The organism is Micromonospora sp. NPDC005173, from assembly GCF_040608515.1.
Lineage (GTDB): Bacteria > Actinomycetota > Actinomycetes > Mycobacteriales > Micromonosporaceae > Micromonospora.
The window spans coordinates 12,935-31,380 of the sequence record NZ_JBEXIK010000039.1 but is presented as its reverse complement, the minus strand read 5'-3'; the positions used below and the strand labels follow the sequence as shown (position 1 = coordinate 31,380).

General features: G+C 69.3%; 20 protein-coding genes and 2 pseudogenes. 11 read left to right on the top strand and 11 right to left on the bottom strand.

Going from position 1 to position 18,446, the window contains the following annotated elements; genetic code table 11:
• Nucleotides 1–20: 20 nt before the first annotated feature.
• On the bottom strand, nt 21–293 hold the full coding sequence (locus tag ABZV00_RS29540) for a 3'-5' exonuclease (RefSeq protein WP_355612078.1): 273 nt from the start codon (nt 291–293) through the stop codon (nt 21–23).
• 1 nt (nt 294) lies between these two features.
• The gene (locus tag ABZV00_RS29535; protein ID WP_355612075.1) at nt 295–537 is read right to left on the bottom strand and encodes a winged helix-turn-helix domain-containing protein; all 243 of its coding nucleotides are present in this window, start codon (nt 535–537) and stop codon (nt 295–297) included.
• Nucleotides 538–958: 421 nt separating this feature from the next.
• Here ABZV00_RS29535 and ABZV00_RS29530 point away from each other — a divergent pair, with 421 nt between their 5' ends.
• The 4 genes from ABZV00_RS29530 to ABZV00_RS29515 are packed head-to-tail and all read left to right on the top strand — an operon-like array spanning nt 959 to nt 2,155.
• A complete protein-coding gene (locus tag ABZV00_RS29530; protein WP_355612072.1) occupies nt 959–1,210 on the top strand; it encodes a hypothetical protein in 252 nt (83 codons plus the stop codon).
• Nucleotides 1,210–1,473 (top strand): DivIVA domain-containing protein, encoded by a 264-nt coding sequence (locus tag ABZV00_RS29525; RefSeq protein ID WP_355612069.1) that lies wholly within the window; start codon nt 1,210–1,212, stop codon nt 1,471–1,473. The genes ABZV00_RS29530 and ABZV00_RS29525 overlap by 1 nt, the downstream gene beginning before the upstream one ends.
• Complete coding sequence (locus tag ABZV00_RS29520) at nt 1,470–1,733, top strand: hypothetical protein (protein WP_355612066.1); 264 nt, start codon at nt 1,470–1,472, stop codon at nt 1,731–1,733. The genes ABZV00_RS29525 and ABZV00_RS29520 overlap by 4 nt, the downstream gene beginning before the upstream one ends.
• A gap of 11 nt (nt 1,734–1,744) precedes the next feature.
• Entirely contained in the window at nt 1,745–2,155 is a 411-nt protein-coding gene (locus tag ABZV00_RS29515) for a GIY-YIG nuclease family protein (protein ID WP_355612064.1), read from the top strand.
• Between the two features lie 208 nt (nt 2,156–2,363).
• Here the strand turns inward: ABZV00_RS29515 and ABZV00_RS29510 are convergent, their stop codons facing one another.
• The 3 genes and pseudogenes from ABZV00_RS29510 to ABZV00_RS29500 form a co-directional block, all read right to left on the bottom strand.
• Complete coding sequence (locus ABZV00_RS29510; RefSeq protein WP_355612061.1) at nt 2,364–2,777, bottom strand: hypothetical protein; 414 nt, start codon at nt 2,775–2,777, stop codon at nt 2,364–2,366.
• Nucleotides 2,774–4,978, bottom strand: a pseudogene (locus ABZV00_RS29505) (AAA family ATPase); the annotation flags it as partial. The pseudogene ABZV00_RS29505 and the gene ABZV00_RS29510, both read right to left, overlap by 4 nt.
• A 21-nt stretch (nt 4,979–4,999) precedes the next feature.
• On the bottom strand, nt 5,000–5,236 hold the full coding sequence (locus ABZV00_RS29500) for a hypothetical protein (RefSeq protein WP_355612059.1): 237 nt from the start codon (nt 5,234–5,236) through the stop codon (nt 5,000–5,002).
• A 94-nt stretch (nt 5,237–5,330) separates the two neighbouring features.
• On the opposite strand from ABZV00_RS29500, the gene ABZV00_RS29495 reads away from it, so the two are divergent.
• From ABZV00_RS29495 to ABZV00_RS29480, 4 genes are read left to right on the top strand one after another with little or no spacing between them, the layout of a single operon-like run.
• The gene (locus ABZV00_RS29495; protein WP_355612056.1) at nt 5,331–6,140 is read left to right on the top strand and encodes a hypothetical protein; all 810 of its coding nucleotides are present in this window, start codon (nt 5,331–5,333) and stop codon (nt 6,138–6,140) included.
• Complete coding sequence (locus tag ABZV00_RS29490; protein ID WP_355612053.1) at nt 6,137–7,267, top strand: hypothetical protein; 1,131 nt, start codon at nt 6,137–6,139, stop codon at nt 7,265–7,267. Before ABZV00_RS29495 ends, ABZV00_RS29490 begins: the two co-directional genes overlap by 4 nt.
• Complete coding sequence (locus ABZV00_RS29485) at nt 7,264–8,778, top strand: hypothetical protein (protein ID WP_355612050.1); 1,515 nt, start codon at nt 7,264–7,266, stop codon at nt 8,776–8,778. Before ABZV00_RS29490 ends, ABZV00_RS29485 begins: the two co-directional genes overlap by 4 nt.
• Nucleotides 8,775–10,097, top strand: a complete 1,323-nt coding sequence (locus tag ABZV00_RS29480; RefSeq protein WP_355612047.1) for an AAA domain-containing protein — start codon at nt 8,775–8,777, stop codon at nt 10,095–10,097. Before ABZV00_RS29485 ends, ABZV00_RS29480 begins: the two co-directional genes overlap by 4 nt.
• A 129-nt stretch (nt 10,098–10,226) precedes the next feature.
• Here ABZV00_RS29480 and ABZV00_RS29475 read toward each other — a convergent pair whose 3' ends face one another.
• Nucleotides 10,227–11,276, bottom strand: a complete 1,050-nt coding sequence (locus ABZV00_RS29475) for a hypothetical protein (RefSeq protein WP_355612045.1) — start codon at nt 11,274–11,276, stop codon at nt 10,227–10,229.
• An 18-nt stretch (nt 11,277–11,294) separates the two neighbouring features.
• Nucleotides 11,295–12,263, bottom strand: coding sequence for a DUF4268 domain-containing protein (locus tag ABZV00_RS29470; RefSeq protein ID WP_355612043.1), 969 nt, complete (start codon nt 12,261–12,263; stop codon nt 11,295–11,297).
• A 372-nt stretch (nt 12,264–12,635) separates the two neighbouring features.
• Between ABZV00_RS29470 and ABZV00_RS29465 the strand changes: the two genes are divergently transcribed.
• Together ABZV00_RS29465 and ABZV00_RS29460 are read left to right on the top strand one after the other, a co-directional pair.
• Nucleotides 12,636–13,025, top strand: a complete 390-nt coding sequence (locus ABZV00_RS29465) for a GIY-YIG nuclease family protein (RefSeq protein ID WP_355612041.1) — start codon at nt 12,636–12,638, stop codon at nt 13,023–13,025.
• Nucleotides 13,026–13,750: 725 nt separating this feature from the next.
• Entirely contained in the window at nt 13,751–14,656 is a 906-nt protein-coding gene (locus ABZV00_RS29460; protein ID WP_355612038.1) for a hypothetical protein, read from the top strand.
• Nucleotides 14,657–15,071: 415 nt separating this feature from the next.
• On the opposite strand, the gene ABZV00_RS29455 is transcribed toward ABZV00_RS29460, so the two are convergent.
• On the bottom strand, nt 15,072–15,587 hold the full coding sequence (locus ABZV00_RS29455; protein ID WP_355612035.1) for a hypothetical protein: 516 nt from the start codon (nt 15,585–15,587) through the stop codon (nt 15,072–15,074).
• A 39-nt stretch (nt 15,588–15,626) separates the two neighbouring features.
• Complete coding sequence (locus tag ABZV00_RS29450; protein WP_355612032.1) at nt 15,627–16,718, bottom strand: XRE family transcriptional regulator; 1,092 nt, start codon at nt 16,716–16,718, stop codon at nt 15,627–15,629.
• A 67-nt stretch (nt 16,719–16,785) separates the two neighbouring features.
• On the opposite strand from ABZV00_RS29450, the pseudogene ABZV00_RS29445 reads away from it, so the two are divergent.
• Nucleotides 16,786–17,549 (top strand): annotated as a pseudogene (locus ABZV00_RS29445) (hypothetical protein).
• Between the two features lie 5 nt (nt 17,550–17,554).
• Here ABZV00_RS29445 and ABZV00_RS29440 read toward each other — a convergent pair.
• Together ABZV00_RS29440 and ABZV00_RS29435 are read right to left on the bottom strand one after the other, a co-directional pair.
• Nucleotides 17,555–17,923: a DUF4180 domain-containing protein gene (locus tag ABZV00_RS29440; RefSeq protein WP_328423975.1), complete on the bottom strand. Its 369-nt coding sequence runs from the start codon at nt 17,921–17,923 to the stop codon at nt 17,555–17,557.
• The gene (locus ABZV00_RS29435; protein ID WP_355612029.1) at nt 17,916–18,368 is read right to left on the bottom strand and encodes a helix-turn-helix domain-containing protein; all 453 of its coding nucleotides are present in this window, start codon (nt 18,366–18,368) and stop codon (nt 17,916–17,918) included. Before ABZV00_RS29435 ends, ABZV00_RS29440 begins: the two co-directional genes overlap by 8 nt.
• Nucleotides 18,369–18,446: the final 78 nt, after the last annotated feature.

Sequence of the window (18,446 nt, the reverse complement as noted above, 5' to 3'; positions counted from 1 at the left end):
GTCAGGCCGCGCAGCCACTTTTAGGTCCAGGCGATGAAGAACAGCGAACGCTCGCGCATCTGGTCCTGACGGTGTCGAGCGGCATCCGCCCGGGCGGGCGTCAAGGCGCCGGCGAGGGGCATCATCTCGGCGCTCGCTCCTTGGACGGCCACGCAAGGGAACTCCAACCCCTCTGCCCGGTGCATCGTCATCACCTGGATCGCCTCCGCTCGTCCGCGGCCGGTGCCCTTGAGTCGGACGTTGTCGAGGCCTGCCGCGGCCAGGGCCGCAACTGCTTCCTCGGACTGCCGCACCTCATCCGTTAGAGGACTTGGCAGCTCGGTCGGCGACGAACGTTCCTTTACCCTGTTGACCTTCGACAAGACCCCGGTCGCGAAGGATCCGTAGTGCCGCTTGCGCGGTGGAAACACTGACCTTGTACTGCTCGGCCAGCTGGGCGTACGTGGGCAGCTTGTCACCTGGCGTTAGCTCGCCGCTCTCGATCTGCTCTGTGATGGCGTTGACGACGCGTAGATAGTCCGCGGGTCGGTTGGGCATGTGATGGCACTCCTCGCTCGGCTCTTCGATTTGAGCACGAGGAGGCCATCAACTACAAGATGCATGTTGACTTAGGTAAGTACGTCACCTAACGTCGTCGGCGCGGGTTTCCTCGCTCGGCAGCTTGGTTTCCCGCGCCTTGGGTGATTGCCCGAAGGTGTCGGGGCAGCGGCTGTGACAGAGCTACTCGTGTCGTCAGAGCTGTCCCGGCATCGCCGAGCCTGAAGCTCTTCAGCTCCGCGACTGGGCACGCAGCACCGACGCCAATAGCAACGTCTCGAACATCTTTTCCCAGCTCGAAGCGGCTGCGGAATGAGGAAGCAGGCCCGGGGTGGGTGCTGGGCTCCGTTGGGTACGGACGCGCGGCCGTACCGACCGACCCCGCCCGCCTCGGCGCCGTAACAACCGTTCAAGGAGGGCCATGGACTCGATCGAAGAGATCCTCGGCGAACTACCCCTACCGCACTACGTCACCGCCGAAGACATCGGCTTCGCCGTTAAGGCGGTCACCGTGCATGTCGCCGAGCAGTGGCCCGACGGTCCGCGGTGTCGCAACGATCGTGCACCCCACCCGTGCAGGCTGGACCGCTGGGGCCGCCGGGTCCTCGACCAACGCGGCTTCACTGACCGGCAGATCCGCGCACTCACCGCAGAGCAGGAGGCGCCGCTGTGATGATCTACGTAACCGGGGAACGCCTGCAGCCGCACCACGCCCGCGTCGCCTCCTTCGACACCCGCTGGCGCGGCCTCGACCCCGACCAGGTCCGCGCCTACCTCAACCAGGTCGCCGACGAACTCGAGCGACTGCACCGCGAGCTGACCACGGCAAACACCGAGGCTGAACGCATCCGGCAGGCGCTGCGGCAGTGGCAGTCCCGGCACACCGGCTGCCGCCACACAAATCCAGGTTTACCAAACAGCCGGTGGCAGCGATGACCGCACCCCGCTGGATCATCCACCTTCCCACCACCCTGACCAGCCTCGACGGGGCCATCACGCTCGCCGCCTCCCTACGCGACTTGCTCGGCCACGTCACCGCCATCGACTTCGGTGAGACCACCCTCAGCGAGGAGGATCAGCAGTTCCTGCGTACCCGAATCTGGTGTGACGCCAAGCTCGACGGAGCCGGCCGCTGCCGACGCCGCGACGACCACGACGGCTCCTGCGGGGCCACGGATGAGGGCCCACGCCGGTAGCCTCCCCGGGGATGTCCGACGCCACCCACGACGACCTGCTGGCCGGCTTCACGGCTCCCCAGCCGTACACCATGGAGACCGTCGCCGACGCTCCCCGCGCCCCCGGCGTGCACGTGGTCCTCGACGGTGGCGTGGTCATCTACGTCGGCCGGACCAGGCGGGGTCTGCGGGATCGCCTCCGGCAGCACCTGAACGGCAACCGCGACTCGTCGGTGCTGCACGACCAGGTCGGACAACTCCTCGACACCCCGGACAATGCGGCGTCAGCCGCCGACATCGCGGGCTGGCTGGGTCGGTGCAAGGTCCGCTGGGAGGAGACCGACAACCCGGAGGGTACGAAGGAAGCCCTGGTCCTGGCCCTGAAGCCGCGCTTCAACCGGCACATCCCCAGGCCCCGCCGCGCGGCAGGCGGTGGCGAGTAACGGAGGCGGCAGCGAGCCAAGGAGCTGCCCGAGCGTCTGCGGCTTGCCAGACAGCGAACGGGTGACGGCCATCGGGTCAGCCCCGGTCAGAGCGAGCGTGCCGGCTTTCAGGTTGCGGTAGTAGAGCAGGCGGTTGTTGCCCGAGGTGTCGATGAGGGACTTGGCCCAGCGGTCGGCAGCTGCTGCGACGCGCCGGAGGCGTTCCACGTCAAGCACCGTCATCGGCTCCCCGTTCCTGCTCGACCTGCGCGCGCGCCAGGTCGTGCACCACTGCTGCCACCATCTCCCGCAGTCGGCGGAGCTCGCCCGCGGTGAGGCCGAGCTCGTAGCTGTGGTGATGGCCCGCCCTGGACAGCGCCGACCATGCGTAACCGGCCCGGGCGGCGATGTGCCGGCCAGCGTAGCGGTCAAGGACGAGAAATTGGGGCGACCGGGCGCGCATCGAAACGATCTCCGGGCGCGACCGCAGCCAGTAGTCGTCCATCGCGGTCTCCAACGCTAGCCGGAGCAGCCAGGCGCAGGCGCGCGGCCAGGCGCCACGCGTACCGCGCATGACGCTGGTCAGCAGCTGGTCGGCGGTGTCCAGGCAGCTCTGCGCCGCGGCGGCGGTCGGAGTGGTCATCGCAACTCCTCGACGAGGCGGCGGCAGTCACGGACGAGCACCTCAAGATCGAACGTTCCGGGCTTGTGTACGCCCTGCTTGCAGGCCTGGAACGCGTCACCGGCCCACCCGCCGAACTTGTTGAGCCGGCTGAGAACCTTGCCGCCCTGGTGCAGGTCACCGAAGAGCGCCAGGGCGGCCACCTGGTTGAGTGTCAGTGCCTTCTCGATGAGTTCCTCGACGTCGCCGTGCCGTTCGCCGCGGCTGATGCGCTCCCGTCGGATCCGCTCGTGGCACGCCGCCTCCAACGCCGACCGGCAGAAGCCGGACACCAGCGGGTAGCGGGCGTTGTCGGCCAGCCCCTCCGCCTTGAGGATCGCGGTGGCATCGTTGAGGTACCGCTCGGTCGGGTCGCTGTTCTTCCGGATCTCAATTACCGACTCGTCGCGCCGGGTGACCGCCCAGATGGTGGCCTCGATGCGCAGCCGGCGGATCGCTTCCGGTAGCCGGTTGTCGTGGGTGAACACCACGACCTGCCGGGTCTGCGCCAAGCCGGCCAGCACCTGCGCCAGGCCGTCGACCTTCGACGGGTCCATGCTCTGCACCGGGTCGTCGATGATGACGAACCGGAACGGGCTGTCGTCGGCGCAGGCGCGGGGCAGGAACACGGACAGGCCGAGCGCCTGGAGCTCGCCCTGGCTCATGACCGCCATCGCGGATGTCGTGGTGCCGTCGACCTTGGCCGGGAAGGAAATCTTGCGGCGGGTGTTGGTGCCGTCGAGCCGCATCCCACTCAGCTCGACGTTGCTCTCCTGACGCAGCTCGTCCCAGATCTCCTGTGAGTGCTGGGCGAAGGGCTCGAACCGCTGGTCGCGCAGCGCGATGATCGCGCTCCGCAGCCAGTCGCGGGCGGCGTTGACCCGCTTCAGCTTCGCGTCGTTCTCGGCGCCGGTGCGGGCCCGGTTGAGCCAGTCCTGCAACGAGGCGGCATGCTCACGCCAGGCGTCGTGGCGCTGCCGCAGCCAGGCGCTCGTCTCGTCCTGCACCGCCGCGAACGCCTCGACCAGCGGCGGATACGCCGCCCGTAGGTGCGCCGCGAGTTGCTCGGCGGTGAGTTCGGCAGCGGGGGTGCGCAGCTCGTCGGCCTTGGTGCGGAACCGCTTCACCGCCTCGGGCTGGTCGAGGGCGGCGGCCATCGCCTCCAGGTCGTCGGCGCTGACCCGCCGGTCGAGATCGAGCAGCCGCGCGGCGCGGGACTGCGCGTCCTGCAGCCGGCGGTGCGCCTGGTCAACGGCGACGGTGTCGCGCTGAAGCTGATCCAGAGTGTCGCCGGCGCGAGCGCGCCAGGCGGCATCCAGTGCTCCGCTGCCGCAGACCGGGCAGGGGCTCTCGCCGTGCTCGTCATGAAAGGCGACGGCCATGCGGAGCACTTGGGCCGTCTGGTCCGCGGTGCCGGCGCGGGTGGTGGAGAGCTCCGCGTTCTGGGCCGTCGCAGCGGCGAGCTCGTTCGCAACCTCGATGGCGTACCCGTGGTCGGGGAGAGCGACGGCGACCACGCGGCGGGCCGCCACGGCGAGCGGGTCGTTGGTGTCGCTTCCGGCGTCGGCGAGTAGCTGGTCGAGAGCGTCGAGATCGACGGTTCGCTTCGCCAGGAGCGCGGTGATGGCCTGCGCCCGATGGTCGTCGACCCCGACGAGCGCCGTACGCAGCGCATCGCGCGCCGTCTTGACCGACGTGATCTGCTCGTTGAGCTCCCGTCGGACCCGCATCAGCCGCTTGTCCGCCTCGACGACCGGATCCATGCCGAGGATCGGTGCGAGGGCGTCGAAGAGGCCACTGGGGGTGGAGGTGACGAGGCGGCCGAGATCGCTCGCGGTGAGGAAGGGGCGGTACGTGTCGAGTGGCTCGCGCCAGCCCAGCTCCGCCGTCTCCGTGTAGCGCTCACCGTCGTCCGTCAGGACGCTGCCGATGCCCTGGTGGGCCTGGGTGTGTTCGTCGTGCCAGTTTCGTCGTACGCGAATGGGCTTGCTGGCTCCCTCGGCGCGGAGCTGCACCTCGACCTCGCACGGCGACCCGCAGTGCAGGTTGCGCCAGCCGTCCTTGAAGACGCTGTTGCGGTCGGCCCAGCGGGCGCTGTCGCCGGTGAGGGCGAGCTCGACGGCCTCCGCATAGCTGGACTTGCCGGAGCCGTTGCGGCCGACAACGAGGGTGAGCCCGGCGTGCGGCTGGAGCCGAAGAGCCTGTTATGGACCGACGCCCCGGAAGCCCGCGACGGTGATGGACTCCAAATAGAGCGGTCGCGGCCGTGAGCGGAGGGCGGGGTCCCGCTGCGGGAGGTCGACGGCCTCGCCGGCGAGGACTCCGTCGAGGGCGGCGTCGCCGACGTAGGCCGCAAGGACGAGGTCGATTACGTCGTCGGCCACGTTGCTCTCAGCCAACCGGTCGAAAACCTGGTCAAGTAGGGATTGGTCCCAGGCCATGCGGGTCTCCCTTCCAGGCGTAACCGTAAGTAGTGTTCCCCGTGTCAACAATCCTGGTTACGGGGGATTGCTGGGAAACACTGGAACTTGTAGCATGCTCGATGTGGCTGAGTCCATAGAGAACCTCGAACGTCGGATCGATGACCTGCGGGCGGCGGTCCGGCGGGCGGTCGTGGCACGCGACCAGGCCCGAGCCCGGGCCCTGCGCGCCGAGCTAAGGTCCGCCGAGCGCGATTGGGAGCGGGCCCTCACCGACCTGGCTGACGACACGCCGGACGCCGGTCAGCCAACGGCGAGTGAGGCGCCACTGGTGTCGGTGCGCGATCAGGTCCACCACGCTCTCACGCTCCTGTCCGCTCCCACCGCGCCGAAGCTCATCGCCGAGGTGCACAACGCCTTTTTCGGCGCCGCCGGTCCTGGCCTCGCCGCAGCCAAGCTGACCCACCTGCGACGCGACGAGGAACGCTCGTTTCGCACCGCGCGGCACTCTCGGCCCTACTACCTCTGTTCGGCGCTGACCGCCGAGCACCTCGCGCCGGCCCGTGGCCTGCTCGGCGTGTCAACCTGGCCGCTGGAGCGGCGCATCATCGGCCCGCTCAGCCCCCGGGTGGACTTCCTGACTGCCGCCATCAAGGTCGCCGAGCAGGTCGGGCGCATGCCGGAGCGGACCCTCACGGTGGCCCGCCTGCTGCGCCGGTTCGCCACCAGCATCCCCGGCGCGGTCGACGGGCACGAGGCCGCGGACCCGGCGATCGTCATCAAGGCCGCTCATGCCGAGCTGGAGGTGCACGCCGACGCCGACCGGGTGAAGCGCGTCGCTGCGGCGGACCGCGCGCGAGCCCAGCTCGACGAGGCGGAACAACTCTTCGGTAGCCGGCTGAGGGTCATCAGGGGGTTGGCATGAGCAGCACCAGCCAGCGGCTGGCCGCGATCCGGGGCGGCGTCGAGCCCGCCCGGCACAACGCCCGCACCATCGCTGCCCTCACCGGCAACCCGGGCTGCGCCCGCCGCGCCGTTCTGGACTGCGCCGGGGTCGACAAGCAGCGCCTCGCCGCGTACGTCGACTACCCCGCCCGGTTCGGCCAGTCGCAGTTCGCCATCATCCGCGGCAACGTCTTCGAGGCGCAGGTCAAGGCCAACGGCTGCGCCGAGCTGCTCAGCCTGCTCCGCGACCTGCTCGACCTGAGCGTCCCTGAGGTGTCCTACGACGACCTCGAATCGGTGGCGGGCCGGGAGAGCCAGGACGTGCGCTACTCCCGAGCGAAGGCCCTGCTGACTCGGGCCGCGGCCCAGGCAGACGGCGCTGGCACGCTCTTCGACCACCCGCTGCTGCGGCTCGAGGTCGCCGGTCAGCAGGCCTACCTGGAACCCGACCTGATCGCGTTCCAGCACGACGGCCTCTTCCACGTCGTCGAGATCAAGTCGTTCGCCGTCATCGACGGGCAGGCCGACTCCGGCAAGGTAGCCGCCGCAGCCACCCAGGCCGCCGTCTACGTGCTCGCCATGCGGGAGATGCTCGGTGAGGCCGGCTACGACCCGGAGGTCGTGTCCCACGACGTGGTCCTGGTCTGCCCCCGGGACTTCTCCAACCAGCCGATGGCCGTCCGGGTCGACGTGCGCAAGCAACTCGCCGTGGTACGCCGGCAGCTCACCCGGATGACCCGCGTCGACGCCCTGCTCGCCGAGTTGCCCGCCGACCTGACCTTCGACCTGGCGCCCGACGACAAGGGCGTGCCCACCCGCTCGCCCGCCTCGCTCATCGCCGCCCTTGAAGAGGTCGAGGCCCGGTACTCGCCGGAGTGCCTGGCCAGCTGCGAGCTGGCGTACCTCTGCCGGCACGAGGCCCGGGGCTGCACCGGCGCCCTCGGCAAGGCGGCTCTGGAGGAGATGGGCGGCATCGACCGGGTGGAGACGGCCCTCGCTATCGCCCGTGACCAGCGGGCGCCCGCCGCGGACCAGCACGAGGCCGCGGAACTGCTGCGGGCCGCCGCCCGACTGCGGGCCGAGCTGATCAGCGGGGTGGCCGGATGACCACCCTCACCACCCTGGCGCGCGCCGAAGCCGTTGTCGAAGGCCGCGCGCAGCGGGCCACCCTGGTCCGCCACGTGCACGTCGCCGAGCGGCCCCTGGTCTTCATCCCGCTGACCATGGCCGGTGAGGCGAACGCGCCGCTCGCCGCGATGGTCGGCGACGACCCGGACGCCCCGACGCTGCTGATCGTGCCGCAGCCGCGGAACCGGGATCAGCGCTTCGCCTTCGCCGCCGAGCTGGCCGCTGTCGTCCTGCCGTACATCGACAGCTTCCGCGGTGAGCTGGAGGCGGTGTCGGTGAATCGGGGCAAGGACATCCGCATCCGGTACGCCGACGCGCCCCAACTGCTCCTGCCCAACCCGGGCGGCGCCGGCTTCACCCGCCTCTTCGGCCGCTCCACCCGGTTCCGGCGCACCGACGGCGACTACCCGCTGCACCCGTCGGTGCCGCTGCTCGGCCGCTGGCTGACCTACTTCGCCGAGCGGGCCGAACATCCCGGCTCCTGCTCGCTCGTCGCGATGACGCGGGCGCTGACCCTGCACTGGGCGACCGGTCAGAGCCCGCTCGAGGACGCCCAGCTCGCCGCGCTCCTGGCATGGATCGCACCGCCGGACGGCCTGACCGGCGCACAGGCGGCGGCCGCCGCCGAGGACCCTGTAACCTGGCCGCCGCCTGGCCCGACCACCGACCCCAGCTTCGACAACGAGGTCCTGGCGCCGGCGATGACCGCGTACCAGCGGGCGGTCAGCACCGACTCGCTGGTCGACCGGAGACGCGCCGAGCTGGAGGACCTCCTGCGGTCGCAGCTCGAGCCGACCTGGCGGCTGATGTGGCAGGGAGTGTCGCTGCTCCGCGAGTTGCCCGTCGGGTCCCGGGTCGCCGGGCGCTGGGCTGAGGACCGCGACGCCTTCACCAACTTCACTGAGTACGTCGACGGGGGCGGTTTTCCGCAGGCCCGCCGGGACGGAGCGGTGGCGGCGGCCAAGCGGCTGCACCGGCTCGAACGGGCCCAGGCGTCGTACGACGTGCAGCGCGCCTACGACGATCCGATGGTGATGGCCGACTACCGGCTCACCGGCGAGGCGTTCGTCGGCGAGGTGACCGCGGCCGACCCGACCCGGGTGGACAGCAGCGGCAAGAAGCGGGTCCTGCGCCCCTGGATCACGGTCACCACGGCCGACCCCGTGCTGGTCACCCCGGGTACGAAGCTGTTCTCGCCGGACCGGCCCGGCAACCAGAAGGCGACGGTCGTCTCGATGGCCCGCAACGACGACGGCAGCGCCGAGGTGGTGCTGGAGCTCGCCGGCGGAATGGGGTCGTCGCTGACCCCGCCGCCGGGCAGCGTGCCTGGGGTGGGGGAGCGGCTCTGCTACACCACGCTCACCGACACGTTCTTCCCGGCCGGCGCCTTCCCGACGCGGGAGGAGACGCCGTGGACACACGGCGGACCGCCCGCACCCTTCGACGACGGTGCTCCGACCGCCGAGGACGCACGCGAGGAGTGGTCATGACCGGCTTCAGTACCCCTGCGGAGCAGGCGGAGCAGGTGATCACCGACGTCCTGGCCGATCTGCGCTCCGGCAAGCATCTCGGCGTGGTGGTTGACTCGCCGCCCGGGGCCGGCAAGTCGACCCTCGTGGTACGCGCCGCCATCGAGCTGGCCCGGGCCGGCGAGCCGCTGATCGTCATCGCGCAGACCAACGAGCAGGTCGACGACCTGGTCGACCGGCTCGCCCAGAAGGCGCCGGACCTGCACATCGGCCGGCTCTCGGCGAACGACTACACGGCGAGCGAGCGGATCAAGCAGTACGGGACGGTCCGGGTCGCCGCCAAGGTCGCCGACCTGGGCGGCCCCTCCGTCATCATCGGTACGGCCGCGAAGTGGTCGATGGTGTCGGAAGGTTGCTGGCCCTGGGCGATCGTCGACGAGGCCTACCAGATGCGGTCCGATGCCCTGCTGCGCGTTGCCGCCAGATTCGAGCGGGCCCTGTTCGTCGGCGACCCCGGCCAACTAGATCCGTTCTCTACCGTCGAGACCGAGCGGTGGACTGGCCTGACCTGGGATCCGATGCAGTCGGCGGTGGCGGCGCTGCTACGGCACAACCCGGAGCTGCCGGTGCACCGGCTGCCGGTGTCCTGGCGACTGCCGCCCTCGGCGGCGCCGGTGGTGGCCGAGGCGTTCTACCCGTTCACCGGTTTCCAAGCCGGCACGACCGCCGGCGAGCGGTCGCTGTCGTTCGCTACCTCGGGGTTCGGTCACGGTCCGGTGGACGCGACCGTAGAGATGGCCGCGTCGACCGGGTGGGCGCTGTATGAGCTGCCGGCACGGCACACCCTCCGGACGGACGCGGAGGCGGCAACTGCCTGTGCGGCGTTGGCGCGGCGGGTGTTGGAGCGGGGAGCAGTCGCCGTCTCGGAACGCGAGCCGGGCGGCGCGCCGGTCACCGCAGACCGGATCGCCGTCGGTGCCGCGCACCGCGACCAGGTCGCGGCCATCCGCGCGCAACTCAGTGAGGCGGGAGCGGGCATCACCGTCGACACGGCCAACCGACTCCAGGGCCGCGAGTACGACGTGACGATCGTGCTGCACCCGCTGTCGGGGCGGCGGGACGCGACCGCGTTCCACCTGGAGTCGGGGCGGCTCTGCGTTCTGACTTCCCGGCACCGGCAGGCATGCATCGTGGTGGCGCGGGCGGGGATCGTTGAGCTGCTCGACGCCCATCCCTCGACAGAGCCGGTGCACCTCAACGCCCCTGTCAAGTTCCCCGACGGCTGGGAGGCCAACCAGTCCGTCCTGGCTCATTTGTTGGCCCACCGAGCAAAGAGCTGACGGTGGCGATCCGCTGCAATAGATCATGGGCGTAGAACGAGGCTGCTGACGAGGGACGTCGGTGCGAGGGTTCGGCGAGCACGGGTCACGAGGATGCCGATCACAGGGTGGCTTTTGTCCCCAGCCGGATCAAAGGTTTGCTCGCTGGAAACTGACTCCGGCTGCGGGGAACGCGTCCCGCAGGGCAGAGAGGGTTGGCTCGGTGTTGCGTCCCCACATTTTGCGCACCACCCAGGTCATGCCGTCCTCGACCATCGCCTGACCGGTGAACCAGCGGCTGACCTCCACCCCGGGGTACTGCTCAGCTAGCGCGGCCTGAACCTCCTCGTCACTGTGGTGCTCTCCCTCGAGAGGCCGGAAGCGCCCTGGAGTGAGGACCTTCCCAATGGCCGCGGCAGTCACCCCACGATCTACCAGCTTCTCGATCATCAGCCGCACCGTACGGCGCTTGTTCTCGTCCGGCAGTACCTGACCATCCACGATGATGTGGTAGCGCGTCCACTCCCGGCCGTCGGTGCTGCGCCGCTCCTGCTCGGTGACCTTTCGGCCCACCCGGATCTGATAATCGGCGGCCTCGGGGAGCGGGATGACCTGCTGGATGTCCAGCAGGACCCGCCCATCGATCTCGTAAGGAATCAGCCGGACACAACGCACGTCCATGCCCTCGAAGCGGTTCAGCCACAGCACCGCGGTAGTGAGTTCCCGGCCGAAGTCCGCCGAGACGAGCAAGATTCGCACGTCGGAGGAGATGATCGGTGCGTCGTCGCTGTCGCTCAGGTCCAGCCAGCTGATGAGCTCGGTCCGCGCGTTGACATCCGCATCCGGTCGCACCTTCGACAGGTGCACCTCAAAGGCGGCGACAACCTCGTCGAAGCTCATCGCGGACACCATCGCGGCGTACCGCAGAGCTTGCAGCTCCATGTGGCCGCCGTCGTCGGTCCGCTTCAGCTCGATGACCACCAGGTGCCCGGCCTTGTCCACTGCGAGCAGGTCGATGCGACGGCGGGAATCCTCCCAGTTCCCGAACTCCTCAGCGATGACGAGCAGGTCCGGGCTGAGCACAGCGATGTCGTCGCGGAGAAGCCGCTGCAAATCGTTACGCTCGTAGATGCCGAGAGCCGCGAACCGTCCGGCGTCATGCCGGCGTAGCCGGTCCCCATGGATCTCGTACAGCGGCATGCGTCCTCCTTAGTGTGCCTAGGAAATGAGGGAGGGCAGGCCGCCAGCGGCGGCCACCGCTTGGCGGAGGCGGAGCTGAGCAGCGATGAACCACTCGACGTAGTCGTCCCACTCGTCGGTGTTCCCGATGTCGCCTTCTCGATATTCGGCGATTCGGCACCCCTTCCTGCCGGTCAGTGGCTCGAAGGACAGGGTCGCCGGGTAGACCGGTTCGAGCTTCGACTGTGCCGCCGCGAAGCGAGTGTCATTGACGGCCGGATCGGGGTGCTGGAAGAAGATCTCGCTGGACAACCGGGCGCGCCCGAACGTGCAGGCGTAGGACACACCGCTCATGCCGCTCGGCAACGAGTACCAGTTCTGCGGATACCCCTTGGTTGAGGAGGTCCACTGGAGCTGGCGCTCCCCCATAGCCGCCAAAAGCGTGGTCCAGAACGACTGGTAGGCCTGGTTGCGGCCGCTCGTCGCGGCGTCGTGGGTGCTCGCCCGTACCCTCTTGCCCCAGTCGTTGGGCTGCACGACCAAGCGCATGAGCGGTGCGGGAACCGACTGGCCAATGCGTACGGCGCTGATCTCGATGCCGAAAAAGCGGGTGTTCTCGTCAGTCCTGATGTTCAACCAGTCCAGGGCCGCGCGATGCTCCTCCCGGAAGCTGGTCGCGATCCACACCACGTTCACTGGGTCGGTCCCGCCCGCGTAGGTGAGAAGTTGGCCCAGATGGTTGTGGTCCGTTCTCTCCAGCTGGTTCTCGATGATCACCGTCTCGTTGGTCGCCTCGTCGATGCCGATGAGGTCCAGCGAAAAACCGCCCACCGGGTGCTCCGCGGCCGAAAGTGCCAGCTCCATTCCCAGCACATCACCGAGAACCTCGGCGTTGGCGAGCAGCCACGGAGTGAAGGTGTGCGCCTCGTGCTTCCAGACGTCGCGGACCTCGACGCTGTCGAGCTTGCCCAGCGCGGGTAGACCGTTTGTCGTGTCCACTGTCGTCATGTCGCAGACCGTATCGGTCTCCAGCAGGCGGGCGCTGCCCCAGTCGGGGATGCTCTCAAGCTGGCCGGTCGATCACCACTGCGTGACCGGCGGGACTGTTACAGCACCCGCCCGGATCAACCACCTGCCCACCAGGCTGACCAGCGTCAACGCCGTCCGGGACCTGGTTGTGGCGCTGTGTGAGTCTCTCGGTCAGGTTGCCGCCCTCGACTTCGGCGAGACCACCCTCAGTGAGAAGAGCCGGCAGCACTTCCGCCGCCGGGTCTTGTGCGGTGCCCGGCTCGGAGTGCGGCGGGCGATCCCGACCCGCGCCACGGGCCCCCGGATCGTGCGGGACCGCGGGGGGAGGGCCCGTGCCGGTAGCGTCCGGGAATGCCCGACACCACGCTCGACGACTTGCTCGGCGGCTTTACCGCTCCCAAGCCGTACACAATGGATGCCGCCGCCGGCGCTCCTCACGCGCCCGGCGTGCACGTGGTCCTCGATCGCGGCACGGTCGTCTACGTCGGCTACACCGGGAACCTGCGCAACCGCCTCCGGCAGCACGTGACGGGAAACCGCGACTCATCGGTGCTGCACGAGCAGGTCGGCCAGCTGCTCGACAAGCCCGGCCACGAAGCGTCCGCCGCCGACATCGGCGACTGGCTGGGCCGGTGCGAGATCCGCTGGCAGGAGACCAACGACCCGAAGGGTACGAAGGAAGCCCTGGTCCTGGATCTCAATCCCCGCTTCAATCGGCAGGTACCGAAGCCGCGCCGCTGAAGACGCGGCGTCCTCTTCCGCTGCCGGCCGAGGCAGGGCCACTGGGCCTTCAGGCCTGTTTGCCGCCCGCCGCGCCGACACGCTCCGCCGCCGTGCCTGCCGAGTCGGTGGCATTGGCTCTCGCCGGCCGACGTTCCCGAGCTGGGCAGGTCCCGGCAAAGTCCTCAGGTGATGCCGAGTAGGGCCAGCCAGCTGGCCAACCCACTCACCCCGGTGCTGGCCGCCTCGGCGGCTGTCGGGGGCGTGGTGGCGGTTGGCGGCGGCGATGTTGGTGATGCCGGCGGTGCAGATGGCGCCGATGGCGGCGTTGCGGAGGGCGGCAAATGACCTGAGGCCCGGTGCCGGTGCGGATCTGGGAGCGGTCTTCGCCGTAGGTCACGTCGCGGACCCAGTGGACTTTGGTTTCGACCGACCAATGGTCGCGGGTCCAATTGGCCAGGTGGGCGGGTTTGGCCTAATGCACGCGTAGGTCGATGATCGCGAAGACGGTTTCGGTGGTGCGCCCGGTTTCTGATCTTTCCTCCGACCCCACAAGGAAACTCTATACACATTGCCGCCACCTGTAGCGGATTCCTTGGCTGGGGTTCATGCGGTCCGTTACATGACGTAGTCGGTTTGGAGATAATGCCTGGTCAGACGACTACCTACCGTCAACCCGTCATCACGAACGGCCTGGGCGTCGGCGTCGTAACACCCGCCGCCCAGGTCTCAGACGGGAGAAACACATGCGTACCAAGAAACAAGCCCGGCGGTTCGGTGCCCGAGCGTCCGTACTCGTGCTCAGTCTTGTCGTGGCCGGAGCGGTGCTCGCCCCGGCGAGCCCGGCGTCCGCCGCGGTCCCCGGTCTGGTGAGGGTCTCCGTGACCAGCGTCAGCAACTCGGCCGACTTCCACAGCGCCAGGGCGACCTGCCCGGCCGGGAAGGTGCTGACTGGTACGGGCTACGAGTTGAACGGTGTGACCGGCGAGGGCATCGTCGACGACCTGCGCCCCAACGGCGGCCCGGCCGCCGCGCCGACGGCGGTCACCGTGGGCGCGTACGAGACGGAGGCGTTCGCCGGCAACTGGTCGGTGACGGCGTACGCGATCTGTGCCAACCCGGTGCCGGGTCTGGTGCGGGTCTCCACGACCAGCGTCAGCGACTCCGCCGACTTCCACAGCACCACGGCGACCTGCCCGGTCGGGAAGGTGCTGACCGGTACGGGCTACGAGTTGAATGGCGTGACCGGCGAGGGTGTCGTCGACGACTTCCGCCCCAACGGAGGTGTCGCCGCGGCGCCGACCTCGGTCACCGTCGGCGCCTACGAGGCGGACGCCACCGCCCTGAACTGGTCCGCGACCGCGTACGCGATCTGCGCCAACCCGCTGCCGGGCCTGGTGCGCGCGTCCACGGTGGGCACCAGCAACTCCCTCGACTTCCGCAGCGTCGTCGCGACCTGCCCGATCGGGAAGGTGATGACCGGGGCTGGCTACGAGTTGAACGGGGTCACCGGCGAGGGCATCGTGGACGACTTCCGCCCCAACGGTGGTCCGGCCACCGCGCCGACGTCGGCCGCCTCGGGTGCGTACGAGGAGGACGCGTTCGCCGGGAACTGGTCCGACACTGCGTACGCCATCTGCGCGACGGCGTAGTAACCACTCATCCGGTGCAGCCGCCGCGCGCATTCGCGGGGCGGCTGCACCGGTGACGTGTCAGGTCAGGAGCCGCCCTGGCGGTGCACCCGCCCCTCCCGGGCGACCGTGGAGCGGCCTTGGTCGCGCTCAGTTCCGGCGGAGCCGGTCGCGGTACGGCGGTGCCGTTGGTCGGGCGAGTGCTCCATGGGCGAGCCCTGGCGGCCCGGAGCGCCGCTGCCCGGATGCCGCCGGCCTCGTGCCGACTCGCCGCCGCTGTCGTGTTTGTTCTGCTTGTGGCTACCCATGCACCGCGCGTACCCGGTCGCTCGGCGGCTAGTCCTGAGCCCGGTCGGGGCCGTGGTGGCGGGCAGAGCAGCTCGACAAACACCAGTTGGGCAACCCAGTCGGCGGGCGCGGGTGTCCGGTGGACGAGCTACTCGACCTGGTGAATAGTCGGTGGCCGCGTCGGGCCCGGAATGTAGGGGGACCGGCTGAGCTGGAGCAGCCCGGCCTTGCGCGCGTATGAGGGGAACTCCGCCCCGGTGCACGGCAGTCGATGCTGTGTCTCGCGTAGTGCGTCGATGATGGCACCGGCGTTGACTTCTGTGAGCCTGCCGGACCGGCATCTATCCGCGAGAAGCCATATGGTGCCGTGCACCTCCAGGCCGTAGGCGCGGGCGACCCTGGTGGCGGTGCGGTCGTCCGTGACTGCCGTACCGCCGTGCATCTCCGCCGCAGCGAAGACGCTCGCCTCGCCGACGTCTCGTCTGTCGGCGCCGATGCGGCGTACCCAATCCGAGAAGCAATGGATCTCGGCGATCGTGTCGAGTGCGATGACGTCGATCCAGGCCAGCCTCAGTGCCGCCGTGAGAGCGGGCTCCCGCTCGGCACTGGTACGAAGCTCGTCGAGTACGACGGCGGTGGTAGCGGCACGCCTTCCGACAAACATGTCCGCCAGCACGGGGCTCGCTGTCCCGAGCTGCGGGGCTCACGGTGTCAGGTCTGTCTCATCGCGCGCGGGCAGATCGTCCAGTCCGATTTGGCCATGCAGGAGTTCGACCGCGCGGGCGTCCGATACGAGATGCCGACGCCATGCCTCCATGACGGCATGTGAGTAACCCGGCGGTACGCGAATGGCGTCCAGATCTGGCTGGGGCGCCCAGCCGACCGCGTCCATGATCTCCGCCCGGGTTGGCGTGGTTCGGCTCCAGCGGGCCGATGTCATATCGAGCCACCCAGCTCGTTCCGCCTGGCGTAGCGCCAGCGACCACGATGTTCGGTAGTGCGCGGTGAGCCGGATCATCTCTTCGCGAGAGGCTGGCCGGTTGCTGACATCTCCGAACGCGGCGACCGGGAGGAGGAGTTCGGCGGCGAAAGCGTTGATCAGGCTTTCGCGGTCGGCGCGGGACACGTGCACGGCCAGATCGCTGGAGTATTCGTCGCCCAACACCAGGTGGCCCAGTTCGTGGGCTGCGGTAGCTCGACGTCTTCCGGGATCTCCCTCGCCGCTGACGACCGACACCGCCAGGTCCCCGTCCACCATCGATGCGCCTTCGCCGGGCAGGTCGCTGACGAGGACGTACTGGCCGCTGCGTTCGCAGAACCCCATCAGGGTGTCGATGGGCTCTGTGCCGATACCGCGGATGTCGCGCAGCCATTGAGTAGCGGCGCGGGCATCCTCGTCGGAGGTGACGCTGCCCTCGTATCGAACGGGGTTGACGAGGGTGAGGGTGCCGGCGTCAAGGAGTTGACGGACGTCCCTGAGCCAGGAGGCGAGCGTGATCTCCAGCCGTTGAGAACGCCTCGCCACGTCCGTGTCGTTGTCCTCGGCGAGAAGTTCCGAGCGGCGCGAGATCACCGCGGGTCGTCGCTCAAGCAGATGGTCGATGGGTACGTCGAGTGCGGCCGCGAGCCGGATGAGTTCCAATGCGTCCACACGCCGGACACCCGACTCGATTTTAGCGATCATGGTGCGATCCAGGCCGAGCTGAGCACCCAGTTCGGCCTGGGAGAGGCCAGCCCCGAGCCGGGTCTGGCGTACCTGCTCGCCGACCGTCGTCCAGTCGCCGGTTTCGGTCATGGTGCGATAATCGCACGCCCTTCTGCTCCGCGTCTCCACCGCAGCTAATTAACGTTTGCGAGATCGGATGGTGGTTCACGCCCCTCGATACCCCGATATGGCGTCAGCGGTCAGCGTGTGGGAGTGCCCAGCCCTAGCGTTCGGGCGAGGAGATGCCTGCCTGCGGCGGGTTGCTCCGCGATTCGAGGGAGGCAGTCATGACGATGGCCGGCGAATTGACGTTGCCGGGGGTACAGGCTCCGATCACCGTCCATCCGGACCGTGGCGGGCGGCGTTGCCACCGGACGCGTGGCCTGACAACTTCCCGTTGAGCGGCGACATCTGGCGGCGTGACGTCTTCGCGGTGTCCGATGCCTACCGGGCGGGTTCCGCAAGCCCTCGGCAACTGCTGACCGCCGTGCTGATGTGGGGCTACGGACCCATCGGGTACGGGCCGTGGCGCGCCGCGAAGTCTGTCGACGCCGATCCGGAGGGCCGGCGCCTGGCCCACGCCCTTGAAGAGGTGTCCGCGTCAGCTCCAGATGAGGACGCGCTGCGTACGGCGTACCGCCGCTTCCGCGACCCCAACCACGCTCGCCTGCCGTGGTTGGGGCGGGCTTGTTCACGAAGATCCTCTACTTCGTCGGCTACCGGCGAGGGGCGGTCGGTGTGCAGCCGCTGATCCTCGACCGCGTGGTCGCCAGCCACATCCCCGCCGAGGCCGGCGTCGGTCGCCGAAACGGCTGGTCGTCCGAGGAATGGCTGGCGTATCTGCGGTGGGCGGCCGAGCAGGCGCAGGCCAGAGGCATTGAACCGGACGCGGTCGAGATGGCCGTCGGCGACAACCGCTGAGGCGGCTACGACACAGCGCGGAGGCGTGCGTCGAGGGCGTCGAGGTCGGGGACGAACCAGATGTGGTCGGCCCGGTTCGACTCGTGCACCAGGGCGCGCAGCGCCGAGCTCTCCGCCAGGTGAGCCGAGATGTCGCCGACCACGGCCAGCCGCAGCCGGTAGTTCACGAACTTCTGCATCACCTCGCCGGCGAAGCGGGTGCCCAGCGAGAAGAAGCGTTCGTCGAACCGGCTGGCCGGCATGGCCACCACCTGGGCGCCGAGGAAGGCTGCGCCGATCAGGTCCAGCGCGTCCTGTTCGGTGGCTATCGGCGGGCCGGCCGGGTCGCAGACCAGCACCTGCACGCCGACGCGTTCCTGGACCTCGTCAGGCATCGTTGACCTCCCGGTCGAACAGGCCGTTGTCGGCGTTGAGTACGGCGTCGAGCAGGTGCAGCAGCTCGGCGGTGGCGGCGGGATCGCCCAGGATGATGATCTTCAAGCGGTGCCGCTCCTCGTCGTGCACGGTCTGCACCCGTAGCGGGTTGGCCGGGTCATGGCCAGTGTTGGCGCTGGCGAGCATGAGCGTGCCGAGTCGGTCGGCGGCGGCCCGGTCGACGCCGTCGACCTGCATGATGCTCGACACCTCCGCCGGTCCGGCGGTCGTGGTGGCGGTGCGGGTCTGCCCGGTGAACGCGTCGAGGTCGCTGGCGGAGATGCGGTACTGCTTGCCGATCCGCACCGCCCTCAGCCGGCCGGACCGGATGTAGCCCCGCACCGTGCGCACGTGCAGGTCGAGCCGGTCGGCGACCTGCTCTACCGAGTACATGTCTTCCTTCATCACTCCCTACCCTACCTCAACAGGGAAGGTTAGGGAGTGATGGGGAGTGCGCCCAACGGCATCAGCTCCAGAGGCGCC

Excerpts from the sequence above, each read along its gene's own strand:
- ABZV00_RS29485 (WP_355612050.1), top strand. The coding sequence starts at position 7,264 with ATGACCACCCTCACCACCCTGGCGCGCGCCGAAGCCGTTGTCGAAGGC.
- ABZV00_RS29520 (WP_355612066.1), top strand. The coding sequence starts at position 1,470 with ATGACCGCACCCCGCTGGATCATCCACCTTCCCACCACCCTGACCAGC.
- ABZV00_RS29515 (WP_355612064.1), top strand. The coding sequence starts at position 1,745 with ATGTCCGACGCCACCCACGACGACCTGCTGGCCGGCTTCACGGCTCCC.
- ABZV00_RS29510 (WP_355612061.1), bottom strand. The coding sequence starts at position 2,777 with ATGACCACTCCGACCGCCGCCGCGGCGCAGAGCTGCCTGGACACCGCC.
- ABZV00_RS29470 (WP_355612043.1), bottom strand. The coding sequence starts at position 12,263 with ATGACGACAGTGGACACGACAAACGGTCTACCCGCGCTGGGCAAGCTC.
- ABZV00_RS29495 (WP_355612056.1), top strand. The coding sequence starts at position 5,331 with ATGCTCGATGTGGCTGAGTCCATAGAGAACCTCGAACGTCGGATCGAT.
- ABZV00_RS29525 (WP_355612069.1), top strand. The coding sequence starts at position 1,210 with ATGATCTACGTAACCGGGGAACGCCTGCAGCCGCACCACGCCCGCGTC.
- ABZV00_RS29475 (WP_355612045.1), bottom strand. The coding sequence starts at position 11,276 with ATGCCGCTGTACGAGATCCATGGGGACCGGCTACGCCGGCATGACGCC.
- ABZV00_RS29460 (WP_355612038.1), top strand. The coding sequence starts at position 13,751 with ATGCGTACCAAGAAACAAGCCCGGCGGTTCGGTGCCCGAGCGTCCGTA.
- ABZV00_RS29490 (WP_355612053.1), top strand. The coding sequence starts at position 6,137 with ATGAGCAGCACCAGCCAGCGGCTGGCCGCGATCCGGGGCGGCGTCGAG.
- ABZV00_RS29480 (WP_355612047.1), top strand. The coding sequence starts at position 8,775 with ATGACCGGCTTCAGTACCCCTGCGGAGCAGGCGGAGCAGGTGATCACC.
- ABZV00_RS29530 (WP_355612072.1), top strand. The coding sequence starts at position 959 with ATGGACTCGATCGAAGAGATCCTCGGCGAACTACCCCTACCGCACTAC.
- ABZV00_RS29535 (WP_355612075.1), bottom strand. The coding sequence starts at position 537 with ATGCCCAACCGACCCGCGGACTATCTACGCGTCGTCAACGCCATCACA.
- ABZV00_RS29500 (WP_355612059.1), bottom strand. The coding sequence starts at position 5,236 with ATGGCCTGGGACCAATCCCTACTTGACCAGGTTTTCGACCGGTTGGCT.
- ABZV00_RS29435 (WP_355612029.1), bottom strand. The coding sequence starts at position 18,368 with ATGAAGGAAGACATGTACTCGGTAGAGCAGGTCGCCGACCGGCTCGAC.
- ABZV00_RS29465 (WP_355612041.1), top strand. The coding sequence starts at position 12,636 with ATGCCCGACACCACGCTCGACGACTTGCTCGGCGGCTTTACCGCTCCC.
- ABZV00_RS29455 (WP_355612035.1), bottom strand. The coding sequence starts at position 15,587 with ATGTTTGTCGGAAGGCGTGCCGCTACCACCGCCGTCGTACTCGACGAG.
- ABZV00_RS29450 (WP_355612032.1), bottom strand. The coding sequence starts at position 16,718 with ATGACCGAAACCGGCGACTGGACGACGGTCGGCGAGCAGGTACGCCAG.
- ABZV00_RS29440 (WP_328423975.1), bottom strand. The coding sequence starts at position 17,923 with ATGCCTGACGAGGTCCAGGAACGCGTCGGCGTGCAGGTGCTGGTCTGC.